Origin of the sequence: Erwinia sp. INIA01 (assembly GCF_025947915.1) — a bacterium.
Taxonomy (GTDB): Bacteria; Pseudomonadota; Gammaproteobacteria; order Enterobacterales; family Enterobacteriaceae; genus Erwinia; species Erwinia coffeiphila.
On the sequence record NZ_JAPDNC010000002.1, the window covers coordinates 606899 to 621221 of the forward strand.

The 14323-nt window shown below is 56.1% G+C and carries 18 protein-coding genes; 4 read left to right on the top strand and 14 right to left on the bottom strand.

Annotation, left to right across the window (positions count from 1 at the left end; translation table 11 throughout):
- The 4 genes from OMR58_RS04630 to mutY form a co-directional block, all read right to left on the bottom strand.
- Positions 1-609: a TetR/AcrR family transcriptional regulator gene (locus tag OMR58_RS04630; protein WP_264545354.1), complete on the bottom strand. Its 609-nt coding sequence runs from the start codon at positions 607-609 to the stop codon at positions 1-3.
- Positions 610-1057: 448 nt separating this feature from the next.
- Complete coding sequence (gene mltC, locus OMR58_RS04635) at positions 1058-2137, bottom strand: membrane-bound lytic murein transglycosylase MltC (RefSeq protein ID WP_200560120.1); 1080 nt, start codon at positions 2135-2137, stop codon at positions 1058-1060.
- A 79-nt stretch (positions 2138-2216) separates the two neighbouring features.
- Positions 2217-2489: an oxidative damage protection protein gene (locus OMR58_RS04640; RefSeq protein WP_200546306.1), complete on the bottom strand. Its 273-nt coding sequence runs from the start codon at positions 2487-2489 to the stop codon at positions 2217-2219.
- Complete coding sequence (mutY, locus tag OMR58_RS04645; RefSeq protein WP_205066152.1) at positions 2489-3577, bottom strand: A/G-specific adenine glycosylase; 1089 nt, start codon at positions 3575-3577, stop codon at positions 2489-2491. The genes OMR58_RS04640 and mutY overlap by 1 nt, the downstream gene beginning before the upstream one ends.
- A gap of 299 nt (positions 3578-3876) precedes the next feature.
- Between mutY and trmB the strand changes: the two genes are divergently transcribed.
- The 3 genes from trmB to OMR58_RS04660 all read left to right on the top strand — a co-directional run bounded on the left by trmB (position 3877) and on the right by OMR58_RS04660 (position 5739).
- Positions 3877-4596 carry a tRNA (guanosine(46)-N7)-methyltransferase TrmB gene (trmB, locus tag OMR58_RS04650; RefSeq protein ID WP_200546307.1) on the top strand — a complete coding sequence of 240 codons (720 nt, stop codon included), beginning with the start codon at positions 3877-3879 and terminating at the stop codon, positions 4594-4596.
- On the top strand, positions 4596-4922 hold the full coding sequence (locus OMR58_RS04655; protein ID WP_105592385.1) for a YggL family protein: 327 nt from the start codon (positions 4596-4598) through the stop codon (positions 4920-4922). Before trmB ends, OMR58_RS04655 begins: the two co-directional genes overlap by 1 nt.
- A 100-nt stretch (positions 4923-5022) precedes the next feature.
- The gene (locus OMR58_RS04660) at positions 5023-5739 is read left to right on the top strand and encodes a YggN family protein (RefSeq protein WP_105592384.1); all 717 of its coding nucleotides are present in this window, start codon (positions 5023-5025) and stop codon (positions 5737-5739) included.
- A 99-nt stretch (positions 5740-5838) separates the two neighbouring features.
- On the opposite strand, the gene hemW is transcribed toward OMR58_RS04660, so the two are convergent.
- From hemW to OMR58_RS04680, 4 genes are all read right to left on the bottom strand, one after another.
- Complete coding sequence (hemW, locus tag OMR58_RS04665; RefSeq protein ID WP_105592383.1) at positions 5839-6975, bottom strand: radical SAM family heme chaperone HemW; 1137 nt, start codon at positions 6973-6975, stop codon at positions 5839-5841.
- Positions 6968-7561: an XTP/dITP diphosphatase gene (locus OMR58_RS04670; protein ID WP_264545355.1), complete on the bottom strand. Its 594-nt coding sequence runs from the start codon at positions 7559-7561 to the stop codon at positions 6968-6970. Before OMR58_RS04670 ends, hemW begins: the two co-directional genes overlap by 8 nt.
- An 86-nt stretch (positions 7562-7647) precedes the next feature.
- Positions 7648-8187, bottom strand: a complete 540-nt coding sequence (locus OMR58_RS04675) for a YggT family protein (protein WP_105592381.1) — start codon at positions 8185-8187, stop codon at positions 7648-7650.
- Positions 8188-8195: 8 nt separating this feature from the next.
- Positions 8196-8906 carry a YggS family pyridoxal phosphate-dependent enzyme gene (locus tag OMR58_RS04680; RefSeq protein WP_264545428.1) on the bottom strand — a complete coding sequence of 237 codons (711 nt, stop codon included), beginning with the start codon at positions 8904-8906 and terminating at the stop codon, positions 8196-8198.
- A 15-nt stretch (positions 8907-8921) separates the two neighbouring features.
- Between OMR58_RS04680 and OMR58_RS04685 the strand changes: the two genes are divergently transcribed.
- Entirely contained in the window at positions 8922-9914 is a 993-nt protein-coding gene (locus tag OMR58_RS04685) for a type IV pilus twitching motility protein PilT (protein WP_264545356.1), read from the top strand.
- A gap of 99 nt (positions 9915-10013) precedes the next feature.
- On the opposite strand, the gene ruvX is transcribed toward OMR58_RS04685, so the two are convergent.
- The 6 genes from ruvX to OMR58_RS04715 form a co-directional block, all read right to left on the bottom strand.
- A complete protein-coding gene (gene ruvX, locus OMR58_RS04690; RefSeq protein ID WP_264545357.1) occupies positions 10014-10433 on the bottom strand; it encodes a Holliday junction resolvase RuvX in 420 nt (139 codons plus the stop codon).
- A complete protein-coding gene (locus OMR58_RS04695) occupies positions 10433-10996 on the bottom strand; it encodes a YqgE/AlgH family protein (protein WP_264545358.1) in 564 nt (187 codons plus the stop codon). Before OMR58_RS04695 ends, ruvX begins: the two co-directional genes overlap by 1 nt.
- A 90-nt stretch (positions 10997-11086) precedes the next feature.
- A complete protein-coding gene (gene gshB / locus OMR58_RS04700; protein ID WP_105592377.1) occupies positions 11087-12031 on the bottom strand; it encodes a glutathione synthase in 945 nt (314 codons plus the stop codon).
- Positions 12032-12150: 119 nt separating this feature from the next.
- Entirely contained in the window at positions 12151-12882 is a 732-nt protein-coding gene (gene rsmE, locus OMR58_RS04705) for a 16S rRNA (uracil(1498)-N(3))-methyltransferase (protein ID WP_105592376.1), read from the bottom strand.
- Between the two features lie 82 nt (positions 12883-12964).
- On the bottom strand, positions 12965-13678 hold the full coding sequence (endA, locus tag OMR58_RS04710) for a deoxyribonuclease I (RefSeq protein WP_264545359.1): 714 nt from the start codon (positions 13676-13678) through the stop codon (positions 12965-12967).
- Positions 13679-13798: 120 nt separating this feature from the next.
- Positions 13799-14311 carry a SprT family zinc-dependent metalloprotease gene (locus tag OMR58_RS04715; protein ID WP_105592374.1) on the bottom strand — a complete coding sequence of 171 codons (513 nt, stop codon included), beginning with the start codon at positions 14309-14311 and terminating at the stop codon, positions 13799-13801.
- Positions 14312-14323: the final 12 nt, after the last annotated feature.

A 14323-nucleotide genomic window follows, 5' to 3' on the forward strand; every position in this document is an offset into this window, starting at 1 on the left:
TCAGACTACCTGCGCATCTTCCCGCGCCTGGCGCACAATCGCTTTAGCAATCCATTTACCAATATCCTCCAGCTCGTCATTATGGCAGCCCCAGATATCCTTCATTACCACGAAAATCTCTGAGCCATAAACCAGCGACAGCGAGCGAATAACCCGATCCATCAGCTCCGGCGGGAGTTCATCGTTTAGCGGTTTCACCATCTGAGCCAGAATAGCTTTGCGGTTGCCGCGCACCAGCTTCTCCTTAACCGGAAAGGTGTCGGTAGCCTGTTCCTGCGCCCACTGGGTTAGCGACAGGTGAAGCGCAGCGCGGAGTGTACCCTCGTGTTGCAGCATGCGGGGGAAGGCGAAACTGAACAGCTCATCAATGCGCCCGGTGGCATCCTGTCGGGTCGGCTGCCAGTTTTTAATCGGGCCAAGCGTCTCGGAAACAATCGCCGACACCAGCGCACTCTGAGTAGGAAAATAGCGGTAGGCGGTTGCCCGCGAAAGCTGCGCCTCATGGGCGACTTCGGTAATAGAAGGGAATGCACCGCTATCAAATAATCGCATAGCAGTTTCAATCAGTAAGCGACGCGTTCTTGCGCGTGTAGATGTTAGTCCTAACATCCCGGCGGAATCCCTTTGCTCCACAGTAACCTCATCTCTTGGTATAAACCTGCCTAATATTGGACCGGGCGGCAAACCGTACCGTGAACCGGCGTAAACAGTCTGAGGAGCGTGCCATTCCTCACGATCGTTATGGATTATCAATACGTTATGAGTATCTCAGTTTCATTCGATTGATTTAACAATATTTTAAGACCCGATGAAAGTGTCAATCAGGCCATCTTTATCTGTTTATTGCTATTTAAGTTTTTTAATTCAGTTTAATCAATTCGTTATTAATCTAAATGGCGTCTTCTAAAAATGAAAATGAGAAAATGGCGCACGAAAAATACATTTAATTCATGAGGGATATTAACGAAATTTGGTGATTTAATGCGAAGAGTTGATGGTAGCGACAGGCGACGGTAAGGAGTGCGGGGCGCAGCAGCGTGCGCCCCGTGGGATAAGGCTAGTAGCGGTGATAGCTCTTCTGCGCGTTATTCACTTTATACAGATAACGACGAGACTCAGCGGAAGGGTGGTTGGTAGTCAGCTGCTGATAAACGTCCGACGGCGACAGGTTGTTGATCTTGCTGAAGGCGGTGTCTTTATCGCTGGAAAACACCCGCAGCACGCTGCCCGCGCCACCGTTATAGGCGGTGATAACCGCATAGCGGCGCGAGGTCGGGTTGCTGATACCGGCAAGGTAGTTACCCTGCAGCAGTGACAGATACGCCGTACCGGCATCAATGTTGTTGGCCGGATCGAGCAGGTAGCTGCGGCTTGGTTTACCCCATTTACCCTTCATGCGGAACACGTCAACGCCCGCGGTGTGCTGCACCACCTGCATCAGTCCCAGCGCATCGGCATGGCTGACCGCATAGGGGTTGAAGCTCGATTCAATCTGCATAATCGCCAGAATCAGCGACTGATCAACGCCGTATTTTTCAGCGGCCTGACGCACCAGCGGCAGGTATTTGTGTGCACGCTTATCGAGGTGGTTCGGCACCATCGGAATGGTGACGGACCAGATCACGTGCAGCCCCGAGGTGCGGCGCTGGAGTTTGTTCTTTAACAGATAGTCGGCGAAGTTTCCGGCGCGGCCCTGCCAGCGGATCGGCTGGCCGGTGTTATCCAGCACCTGGCCGTAAAGCAGCGGCTCGCGGCTGATCTGAATATCGTTGGCATCGGAATAGAGATCGACATTACCCGGATCGTCGCCGATCAGCAGGGTGGTAATAATCGCCTGGCGCAGGCTGGCCATCGGATCGGTACCGGCGATCGTCTCAATGGTGATGCTACCGGCGTCAAAGTTGATGTGGCTGCGGGTGTAGTATTGATCGCTGTACTTCACGTAGTCTTTCGGACCGGCGATCAGCACCTCATTCATACCCCAGATATTTTCGATGTTGTGGGCAAACTGTCCCATCAAAATATCAAAGCCGTTGGTGTCTTTCACCCATTCTTCATGGTAAGCATTCTGCTTTTTGCCGGAGCAGGAGACCAGCAGCGGTGCGATAATCAGCAAACTCAGGAGTTTTTTATTCATCTTTCAGTGTATTGCCCACAATGTAGAAGGGCCTCATCATCAAGGCCCAACGTATGCCTGCTTCGCCAGTCAGGTTGCGTTACTCTGCTGGCGGTGTGTAACCTTCGATATGCACTTCTTTACCTTCGAACAGGAATTTGATCATCTCCTGCTCCAGCTGCTTACGGTCTTCAGGATTCATCATGCTGAGTTTCTTTTCGTTGATCAGCATGGTCTGCTTGGCCATCCATTTTGACCAGGCTTCTTTTGAAATCTCGTTATAGATGCGCTTACCCAGATCGCCCGGGTAAAGCTGGAAATCCTGCCCATCGGCGTCACGTTGCAGGAACGTGCAAAAAATAGTTCTGCTCATTACTCTTCCTCTTCTTCTGTAGCGCGAGCACTCAGCACCATTTGTTGTGGCTGGCGCAGCTGCTGTAGCAGGCGCTCTACCGGCGCGGCCAGCCCTACGGAGGGCGGCTGCGCTAAGTTATACCAGAGACCCGGACCATCATCCATTGCCGCACGGGGCGATGGCAGATCCAGCCACATAGGCACAATATCCAGATGGAAATGGCTGAAGGTATGGCGGAAGGCGATCATCTGGCGCAGATGCCGATCGTCAATGCCGCGCAGGCGAAGCGCCTTGCGCAGCTCTTCTTCGGTGGCGAACTGTGGGAAACAGTATAGCCCGCCCCAAAGACCGACGGGTGGGCGCTGTTCGAGCCACACGTGCTGGCCCTGCTGCATCAATAGCAGCCAGCCGGTGCGTTCCGGGATGGTCTGTTTCGGCTTTTTACCGGGGTATTTTGCCCAGCTGCCGTGGGCGGTGGCGATGCAGCCGTTCTTCAGCGGGCAGATCTCACATTTGGGTTTGGAACGGGTGCAGACCATCGCGCCCAGATCCATCATCGCCTGATTAAACTGGCTGACCCCGACCGCTGGCGTCACCTCGGTGCTGACCTGCCACAGGCGTTTTTCCACGTCTTTCTTACCCGGCCAGCCGTCAACGGCGTAGCAGCGTGCCAGCACGCGCTTCACGTTGCCGTCGAGAATGGGGAAGTGTTTGCCCAGCGAAAGGGAAAGGATCGCCCCGGCGGTGGAGCGGCCAACGCCCGGCAGATCGGCGACTTCCTCAAAGGTTTGCGGGAAGATACCACCGTGTTTTTCCACCACCGTTTTTGCCGCCTTATGCAGATTGCGGGCGCGCGCATAGTAGCCGAGGCCGGTCCACAGATGCAGGACCTCATCCAGCGGCGCGGCGGCCAGATCGCTGACGGTGGGGAAACGCGCGATAAAGCGCTCGAAGTAGGGGATCACCGTGGCCACCTGCGTCTGCTGCAGCATCACTTCAGAGAGCCAGACGGTATAAGGGGTTTTATCCAGCTGCCACGGCAGGGTTTTACGGCCATAGAGCTGATACCAGTCCAGTACCTGCTGTGCGAACTGCGACGCTTGCATCATGTAAACCACGATCTCTTGTTTCAGTTAAATCAGGCAGGAATTCCAGCACAGACCAAAGGGTGTGTAAACCGGATAATCGCTGCATTTTGTTATTGGACAGGGGCTTTGTGCCACTTTCTTGCCCTTAAGCGAAACGAAGCGCCTTCACCGGGCGATCTCCACTGGCTGAAAGGCTGGCAGCAGCTATACTGGCAGCCATTCGGGCAATACCGTTCCGTTGGCAGGGCGATCTTTATGTTTTCACCCGCTGAAGGCATAATGCCCGCTTTCCAAAGTGCACAGCGGCAGGCAGAACGATGAAAAATGATGTTATCTCACCGGAATTCGATGAAAATGGCCGCGCAATGCGCCGTATCCGCAGCTTTGTGCGCCGCCAGGGCCGCCTGACCAAAGGTCAGCAGCAGGCGCTGGATACGCTGTGGCCGGTAATGGGCGTGGAATATCAGCCGGAGCCGATCGATTTCACCACTCTGTTTGGTCGCGATGCGCCGGTCGTGCTGGAAATCGGTTTTGGTATGGGGGCGTCGCTGGTCAGTATGGCGGCGAGTAACCCGCATCAGAATTTCCTCGGTATTGAAGTGCATTCACCCGGCGTTGGCGCCTGTCTGGCGACGGCGGAAGAGGCTGGCGTGACGAACCTGCGGGTGATGTGTCACGATGCGGTGGAAGTGCTGGAAAATATGATCCCGGATAACTCCCTGCGCATGGTGCAGCTGTTCTTCCCGGACCCGTGGCATAAAGCGCGCCACAACAAGCGCCGTATCGTGCAAGTACCGTTTGCCGAGCGCGTAATGCGCAAGCTGAAGCTGGGCGGTGTGTTCCATATGGCGACCGACTGGGAAGCCTATGCCGAGCATATGCTGGAAGTGATGAGCAGTATTGACGGTTATAAGAATCTGTCGGAAACGGCTAACTGGGTGGAACGCCCGGAGTCACGTCCGCTAACGAAATTTGAGCAGCGCGGCCAGCGTCTTGGCCACGGTGTGTGGGATCTGATGTTCGAGAGGGTTAAATAATGGCTACACAACGCAGTCGTCGTCTTCGTAAGAAAATGCACATTGATGAGTTCCAGGAGTTAGGTTTCTCCGTGGGCTTCAGCTTCGCAGAAGGGACCAGCGGAGAGAGCATCGACAGCACCGTTGATGCCCTGATCGAAGAAGTGATCGAACCTAACGGCCTGGCGTTTGACGGCAGCGGCTATCTGCAGTGGGAAGGTCTGATCTGCCTGCAGAAAATCGGTAAATGCACCGATGAGCACCGCGAGCTGGTCCGTAACTGGCTGGAAGCGCGTAAGCTGAATGACGTGAAAGTCACCGAACTTTTCGACGTCTGGTGGGACTAAAAGATCAGGGTTAACCAAACGACGGGCGGATAACATCGCTCATCGAATCAAGGGCGATCGCGTTTACCGGTCGCCCTTTGTCATTTAAGGAGCAAAATTCATGCGAAAAACGCTAATTGGCGGCGCACTACTGCTGCTGGCAGCCGGTCAGGCGCAGGCGGATTATCAGTGCAGCGTTAATCCTCAGGATGATGTTGTTATCTCGCCTGCGCAGGTGCAGGTAGTCGGGGCCAATGGAAATCTGGTGATTACGCCGCAGGGCGAGGTACAGCGCAACGGCCAGCCGGTCAGCGTGGATAATGCCACCCGTCAGAAAGCCATTGATTACCAGAATGCGCTGCGCCGCGACCTGCCGTGGATTGATAATGGTGCGAAGCAGCGTCTTGAGAAAGGCCGCGTGGCGCTGGATCGGGTGATTGTGGAAAAACTGGGACAAAACAGCAACGTGCGCCAGCGTCTGACCACGCTGGATGGTCAGCTTAAGCAACAGATGAACCGTATTATTGAGCATCGCAGCGACGGTCTGACTTTCCACCATCAGGCGATTGAGCAGGTGCGCCAGGACGGCGAGCGGCTGGTACAGAGCGCGATGGGCGGCGTGGTGCAGGACAGCCTGAATGAAATGGGCCGCAAGCAGGCCAGCGGCAACGACAACCCGTTACAGGCGATTATGGGCAACCTGGGGGGCTTACAGCAGGCGATTCAGGCCGAATGGAGCAATCAGGAGCAGGATTTCCAGAACTTCGGTCATGAAGTCTGTAATCGCGTCACCAGTCTGGAAACGCAGCGCAAGTCGCTGGTGGCCGCGCTGAACTAACCGTTGGCGGGCAGGTTGACCGAAAGTCTTTGCCCGGCCAGCATCAGCATGGATACCCGCCGTTGGATGCGCGGGTATCCATCATTTTTCCTGAAGAAATTATTCCGCCAGGAACAGCTCAAGCAGCGAGTTCAGGAACAGCTTTCCTTTCTCGGTAATCTGCCAGTATTCCGCCGTTTCCGTCAGATAGCCTTTCGCCAGCGCCTCATCCAGCTGCGCGCGCACGCTGCTTTCCGGCAGGCCGGTATAGCGCTGATACTCCGCGCGCGGTGCGGCTTCCAGCAGGCGGAAGCGGTTCATAAAGAACTCGAACGGCTTATCGGCATCCGCTACGTCGTGGCGCTTATCCAGATATTTACCGGCCATAAAACCGCGCGGATGGCGGGTTTTGGTGGTGCGGATAATTGTGCCGTCCGGCTGGGTCAGCTTGCCGTGCGCGCCGCAGCCAATTCCCAGATAGTCGCCAAAGCGCCAGTAGTTGAGGTTGTGCTCGCAGCGATAGCCGGGTTTGGCATAGGCCGAGGTTTCATACTGTTGATAGCCCGCCGCGCTAAGCAGCTGGTGGCCCTGCTCGAAAATATCCCACAGGTCGTCATCGTCCGGCAGGCGCGGCGGCCGTGAGGCGAACAGCGTATTCGGCTCGATGGTCAGCTGATACCACGACAGATGCGGCGGATTCAGCTCAATTGCCTGGCGCAGATCGTCCAGCGCCTCTTCCAGCGACTGATCCGGCAGGCCGTGCATCAGGTCGAGGTTGAAACTGCGCAGGCCCAGACTTTCGGCCAGCTTTGCCGCACGTTTGGCTTCGCCCGGGCCATGAATGCGCCCCAGCCGCTCCAGTTTCTGCGAACTAAAGCTCTGCACGCCGATGGAAATTCGGTTAATCCCGGCGCGCTGATAGCCGCTAAAGCGGTCGGCTTCAACGGTGCCCGGGTTGGCTTCCATGGTGATTTCCGCCGTCGGCGACAGCGGCAGACGTGCACGCACGCCGTCCAGCAGCATCTGCATCGCTTCGCTGCTCAGCAGGCTGGGCGTGCCGCCACCGATGAAGATGGTGCCAACCTCACGTCCGGAGGTGAGCGGCAGGTCGTCATCCAGATCGTTGAGCAGGTGCTGCACGTACTCTTCGTGCGGCACCTCACCCTTTAACGCATGGGAGTTGAAATCACAGTAGGGACACTTCTGTACGCACCACGGAATGTGAATATACAGGCTCAGCGGTGGGAGATTAGCCATTCTTCATGGCGTCCAGCAGCAGGTTCAACGCTTTACCGCGATGAGAAACCGCCCGCTTTTCGTCCTTGCTCAGTTCTGCTGCCGTTTTACTCAGCTCCGGCACATAGAAAATCGGGTCGTAGCCGAAGCCACCCTGGCCCGCTTCGCTGCGTGCAATTTCACCTGCCCAGCTGCCGTGAAACACCAGCGGCGTCGGGTCGGCCGCATGGCGCACGTAAACCAGCACGCAGTGGAACTGCGCCTGGCGCTGCCCGTCCGGCACGTTTTCCAGCGCAACCAGCAGTTTATCAAGATTTTGCTGGTCGCTGGCGTCCAGGCCCGCGTAGCGCGCGGAATAGATGCCGGGCGCGCCGCCAAGGGCATCTACCGCCAGCCCGGAGTCATCGGCGATCGCCGGCAGGCCGGTGATTTCCGCCGCGTGGCGTGCTTTAAGAATGGCGTTTTCAATAAAGGTCAGGCCGGTTTCTTCGGCTGACTCCACGCCCAGTTCCGTCTGTGCCACGATATCCAGGCCAAACTCAGCCAGCAGATGGGCCAGCTCACGAACTTTACCGGGGTTGCCGGTGGCGAGTACGACTTTTTGCATATTACATCCAGAAAATTAATCAGAAACTATCAAAGCGGAGGCGCTGATGCTGCCGGTAGCAGGTAGCATCAGCGTTGCAGACTCAATCAGAACTGCGCCCAGCCCGGAATATATTCCAGACCGATGAAGTTCAGCGCATACAGGATCAGAATCACCACCATCGCCGAGAAATCGATACCGGCCATCGGCGGGATAATGCGGCGGAACGGTGCCATTAGCGGCTCGGTCAGCTGCATCAGCACAAAATCAACCGGGTTGCGCCCCTGGCTGAACCAGCTCATCAGGGAACGAATAATAATCACCCAGAACACCAGTACGCCTGCGGCCTTCACCAGAATCACCAGGCCCAGGTAGAGGAAGATTGGGTCCGGGTAGAACAGGCGCAGTGCCAGCGGCCCCAGCAGGACGCTAATGATATAGGCAACCAGCAGCGAGGCGGTATCAATCGGTCCGATGGACGGAATAATGCGCCGCAGCGGTTTAATAATTGGTTGAGTGATTTTCACCACAAACTGTGAAAATGGGTTATAGAAGTCACATCGCGCCCACTGCATCCAGATGCGCAGTAACAACACTTTGATGTATATGGCAATCACCGTTGTTACCAGAAAAATCAACGCTAGCATGAGGTTCCTCAGTTGTTGTGATTAGCGACGCTGCCATAATCGCGCGCGCCGAAGATTGCGGTGCCAATACGCACCATGGTACTGCCCGCCGCAATCGCGGCGTCCATGTCGTCACTCATTCCCAGAGAAAGTGTATCCACCTCAGGATAATCACTTTGTAGTTCTTTGAGCGCTGCCGCCATCTGCTGGCACACCGCCAGCTGACGCTCGTACTCCGCTTCCGGTGCGGGGATGGCCATCAGCCCACGCAGGCGCAGGCGCGGCAATTGTGCCACGGCCTGTGCCAGCGCCGGTAATTCTGCCAGGGTAATCCCGGACTTACTTTGTTCATCGCTGATGTTGACCTGAATCAGCACGTTCAGCGGCTCGGCATTGTCAGGTCGCTGTTCATTCAGTCGGGTGGCAATGCGCAGACGATCGACCGTATGGCACCAGTCAAAATTCTCCGCTACCAGCCGACTTTTGTTGGATTGCAGGGGACCGATAAAGTGCCATACCAGATTGAGATCGGCCAGCAGCTGGATCTTATCCCCCCCTTCCTGCACGTAGTTTTCACCAAAGCAGCGCTGCCCGGCCGCGGCGGCTTCTGCGACGGCGCTCGCAGGTTTGGTTTTGCTCACTGCAAGCAGCGTAATTTCCTGTGGATCGCGGCCGCATTGGCTTGCCGCCGCTGAGATCCGCTGGCGGACTTGCTGTAAGTTGCGCTCAATCGAAGTCATAGTCAGGGAAAAAATATGGATATTGAAGAAATTGTGGCCCTTAGTGTAAAGCATAATGCAGGAGATCTGCATCTCTGTAGTGGCTATTCGCCATTCTGGCGAAAGCATGGGCTGCTGGAACCGTTAAGCGACTGGGCAGAAGTCAGCAATGCCAGCCTGGAAAAGTTTGCGGAAACGACCCTGACCAAAACGCAGAGGGAGGAGCTGACTCAGCAAGGCCAGCTGGATTTTGCACTGACGCAGGCCGGAGTTCGACTGCGCGCCAACCTGTTTCGCCAGCGCAGCGGGCTGTCGCTGGCGCTGAGACTGATTGCCAGTGAGTGCCCGAGTAGCGCTTCGCTGCATCTGCCTGCGGTGGTTGCCTCGCTGGAACAGCAGAGCGAGGGGCTTATCCTGATCACCGGTGCGACGGGCAGCGGTAAATCCACCACGCTGGCAGCGCTGATTGACAGTATCAATCAGCAGCAGCAGCGCCATATCCTGACGCTGGAAGATCCGATTGAGTTTCTACATACCAGCCGCCGTTCGCTGATCCAGCAGCGCGAGCTGGGAGCGCACTTTTCCTGTTTTGCCGACGGGCTGCGGGCTGCGCTGCGTGAAGATCCGGACGTTATTCTGCTGGGTGAACTGCGCGACAGTGAGACCATCCGGCTGGCACTGACGGCGGCGGAAACCGGTCACCTGGTTCTGGCCACGCTGCACGCGCGCGGTGCAGCACAGGCGGTTGAGCGGCTGGTGGACGTCTTTCCCGGTGAGGAGAAAAACCTGATCCGCAGCCAACTTGCAGGTAGCCTGAAAGCCGTAATAGCCCAGCGGCTGGTGGCGGCGGAGCGGGGAAGGGTGGGACTGTTTGAAGTGATGGTGAACTGCCCGGCCGCGGCCAATCTGATCCGCGAAGGGAAAACGCACCAGCTGCCCGCGCTGTTACAAACCGGCAGCCAGCAGGGAATGCAAACCTTTGAACAAAGCCTGGCGGAGCGGCGGCGGCAGGGGCTATTACCGGAGTAGAGTACGCTTCAGCGTCATTCTCAGCATCAGCATCAGCACCAGCATTGCCGGCAGCCGGATGCTCTGCCCTGGATGATGTTCAGGGGCTGTGAAGGCGGGTTAATAGTTATTCTCAAACCAGCTTTCTAAAATGATCACCGCTGAAAGTGAATCCACGCTGCCCTTGTTCAGCGCGCGGAAGCCGCCGCGTTCGAACAGTTCGGCGCGGGCTTCCACCGTGCTGAGGCGCTCATCGTGCAGATCGACCTGCATGCCAAAGCGGCCATGCAGGCGGTTGGCAAACTTGCGTGCTCTGGCGGTCAGTGGCTGTTCGGTGCCGTCCATATTCAGCGGCAGGCCAACGACAACGCGGTCCGGCTGCCACTCTTTCAGCAGCGCTTCAATTTTGTTCCAGTCAGGGATGCCGTCCTGCGCTTTCAGCGCGGTCAACGGACGGGCGGTGCCGGTCAGCTGCTGTCCAATGGCTACGCCAATGCTTTTGGTGCCGAAGTCGAACGCCAGTAGCGTCATTGTGCTCATCAGGCGTGTCCTGCTTCGCTGGTCATTTTGTAAATATCAATGCCAATGCTTTTGGCCGCTTCTCGCCAGCGTTCGGCAATTGGCGTGCGGAACAGAATATTGCTGTTCGCCGGAGCAGTCAGCCAGGCGTTTTCCAGCAGCTCGTCTTCAAGCTGGCCTTTCTCCCAGGAGCAGTAGCCAAGCGCAACGAGTACCTGTTCAGGTTGATCCGGCGTGCCGAGGGTTTCCAGTACATCACGCGAGGTGGTGACGATGGTGTTATCGGAAACGCGAATGCTGGAGGCAAAAGTGGTCTGTGCCGAGTGCAGTATAAAACCGCGATCTTCCGCCAGCGGGCCGCCGGAAAAAACCGGTTTATCCAGTTTGACCTCTGGGTCACGCGGTGTAGGCATAATCTTTAATTTTTGCAAAATGCCATCAACCGTCAGGTTTTCCATCGGTTTATTGACGATAAGCCCCATCGCGCCATCATCGTTGTGCTCGCAGATATAGACGACGGAGCGTTTAAACAGAGGGTCCTGTAAGGCTGGCATGGCAATCAAAAAATGATGCTGTAAATTCATACTTTATATTCTGTTATTGGATTAACCATCCGCTGCTGCCGTCGGATGGTTAATGGGTGAGCCGTGGGGCATCCTGCCCCGGCGTGGCGGTCAGGCCAGACGCTTTTCAATGGCATCCATCAGCATTCCGGTAATCGAAATCGGGAACGCTGACTCAATTTCACGAATGCAGGTTGGGCTGGTGACGTTAATTTCGGTGAGCTTGTCGCCGATAATGTCCAGACCGACAAAAATCAGGCCTTTCTGCTTGAGGATTGGCCCTACGCGGCGGGCAATTTCCCAGTCGCTTTCGGTTAGCGGACGTGCTTCACCGCGACCACCGGCAGCCAGGTTACCGCGTGTTTCACCGGATTTAGGAATACGCGCCAGGCAGTAAGGCACAGGCTCGCCGTCCACCACCAGAACGCGTTTGTCGCCGTCTTTAATCGCTGGCAGATAATTCTGCGCCATGCAGTAGAAGTTACCGTGCTCGGTCAGCGTTTCGATAATCACCGACAGATTCGGGTCTTCCTGCTTGATGCGGAAAATCGATGCACCGCCCATGCCGTCCAGCGGCTTGAGGATGATGTCGCCGTGCTGCTGCCAGAACTCACGGATCTGGCTGGCGTTGCGGGTGACCAGCGTGTCCGGTGTCAGCTCGGCAAACCACGCAGTGAACAGCTTTTCGTTACAGTCGCGCAGGCTCTGCGGTTTGTTCACGATCAGCGTGCCTTTCTCTTCCGCACGCTCAAGGATATAGGTGGCGTAGATAAACTCGGTGTCAAACGGCGGATCTTTACGCATCAGCACCACGTTCAGATCGGCCAGCGCGATATCCTGCTCGCTGCCGAATTCAAACCATTTGTCGTAATTCTGCTCAACGCTCAGCAGACGGGTACGCGCCCGGCCTTCGCCGCCGCGCAGATAGAGATCGTTCATCTCCATGTAGTGAATTTCGTAACCACGGCGCTGTGCTTCCAGCAGCATCGCAAAGCTGCTGTCTTTTTTAATATTGATGGAGGTGATCGGGTCCATCACGATGCCAAGCTTAATCATTCTTCTCTCCAGTGGTAGCTAACGTGCCGTGTCATAGTTTTCGGCTCTGCAGCGTCATTGTCGCTTGCAGGTTCGCCAGGATATCGGTTTCGATACCGCGGTTGTTAAGCACAATGGGCTTAGCCCAGATCGCCAAATCGAACCTGTAGCGCGGTAATTGCCGTCAGGGCGGTCGTTTCGGTGCGCAGCACGCGCGGTCCTAACAGAATATCGGTAAAGCCATAGCCTGTCGTCATGCTGATTTCATCAGCAGAAAGACCGCCCTCCGGGCCTATCAGCAGGCGTACGCGTTCAACCGGCAGCGGCAGCGTATTAATGCTGTGCTCCGCACGCGGATGAAGATTTAGCTTCAGGCCGCTGTCCTGCTCTGCACACCAGGTTTCCAGCGTCATCGCGTTGCGTACTTCAGGTACGCTATTGCGGCCACACTGTTCGCAGGCGGCAATGACAATTTTCTGCCACTGCTGGATTTTCTTCGCCAGCCGTTCCGCATCCAGCTTTACGCCACAGCGTTCAGAAAACAAGGGGGTAATGACATTAACGCCCAGCTCAACGGCTTTCTGGATGGTGAATTCCATCTTTTCGCCACGCGACATGACCTGGCCCAGATGCAGATGGAGCGGGGATTCGCGGCTGTCCGCGCGGCTTTCGGTGACTTTAACGCGCACGCTCTTTTTATCCGCATGGATAATCTCAGCAGAAAAAGTCAGATTAGTGCCATCAAAAAGCTCCACGGCCTGGCCCGGTCCCATGCGCAGTACGCGGCCAACGTGGTTCGCCGCATCTTCACAGAGGGCAACTTCGCTTCCTGCCTGTAGCGGCTCGGGGTGATAAATGCGCGGTACTCGCATAGCAATCGATAATCCTGTAAAAGTGGGAGCCTCACTATCCGGCCCCTTAAGAACGGCTGTTGTGCAGTTTAGGTCAGTGATTTTACCGCTGGCAAGCCTGCTGTACATAGGGGTTGTGATTTCCCTGCACGCGGGCAATCCGATTGTCGCGCTCGCATTCCCATGCGTTAACCGGATAAAGCTTTTTCCAGGCGGCCATCAGCTGCGTTTGCTGTCGTGACATTTGCAGCTTATAGGTATCGCGCATATAGAACCAGGTGCGGGCAATCGCACCACGGGCGCGAGCGGGCGGCTCTGCCAGCTTGTTTTTGAAGTCGACCTTCATGGCGCACTGGCCGTACTGCTGTTCGCCGCCGTTCCACTGCCCGTACATAAAGTTGCCACGATCGCCGTTAACTTCACCAATGGCGGGCTGCAGATTATGCAGATCGGTTTCCATCCGGCGGTATTCATCATCTTTTGCGCAGTTTTTGCGTCCGCCATCCTGCCAGCACTGGCGCTGGTGGCCAAAGCTCCATGCTGGAACCACATGTTCCCACTCGATGCGCTCGGCCCGGTTAGCGTTTTTTCTAACCTGATAGCCGCAGGAGGCGAGGTCGGGAACGCCTTTCTTGCCCTGCCAGGTGATTTTGCAGCCGCAGTAGAAAGAGCCAGGCGCATCGGCGTTGATCTGTGCCGCATAGGCTTTTGCCTGACTGAAGTTATTTTGATGATAGTTGTCCAGGCTCAGCGCCTGTGAAGAAAAGACGGGAAGCAACAGTGAAAAAGCCAGTGAGGCCAAAATTTTGCGAGACATATTCCAGAAATTCTGTGATCCGTGAGAAAGCCCGGAGAGTAACAGAAGTTCCAATAATAACGAATAATTAGCTTATAAATTAGCCTGATACTGTCGGGTGTTTGCTCGGTTTTCGCACTTTTAAGCGCTTTTAAATTCACCCGGCTGCAAAATGTCACCGCAGTGCAGGCAGCGGTACTCACTTTCGCCGCGAACCACGCGATTATGTCGCCGAATGGTCAGCTGATGCTGCTGGCAGCGGCAGCGATAGGGGAAGGCCTGGCTGCGCACTGAAGCGATAGCGAACTGATGCGTGCGGCGGGCCGGAACCTCCAGTACGCTCTCCATCATCCATTTCCACTCTTTGCCGTGGGGCGCTACGCGGCCAAAGTGCTTCCAGACCAGTAAATGCGCCAGCTCATGTGGAACCACTTCATCAATAAATGCCTGCTGATTTTCCAGCAGCAGTACCGGATTAAGGCGGATTTCCCAGTCCTGTAGCCAGGCAGTGCCGGCTGCCGTGCCGCGCTGCTGATAAACCAGCCGAGGTTCGGGATAATTGCGTTCCAGCCGTTGATTCGCCAGCTGCAGTTTTTCACGCAGCGTGCGCATAACGGACTGCTGCAGGGCGATAGGGAGTCGTTGGGATTTCATAGCGCAGAGAAT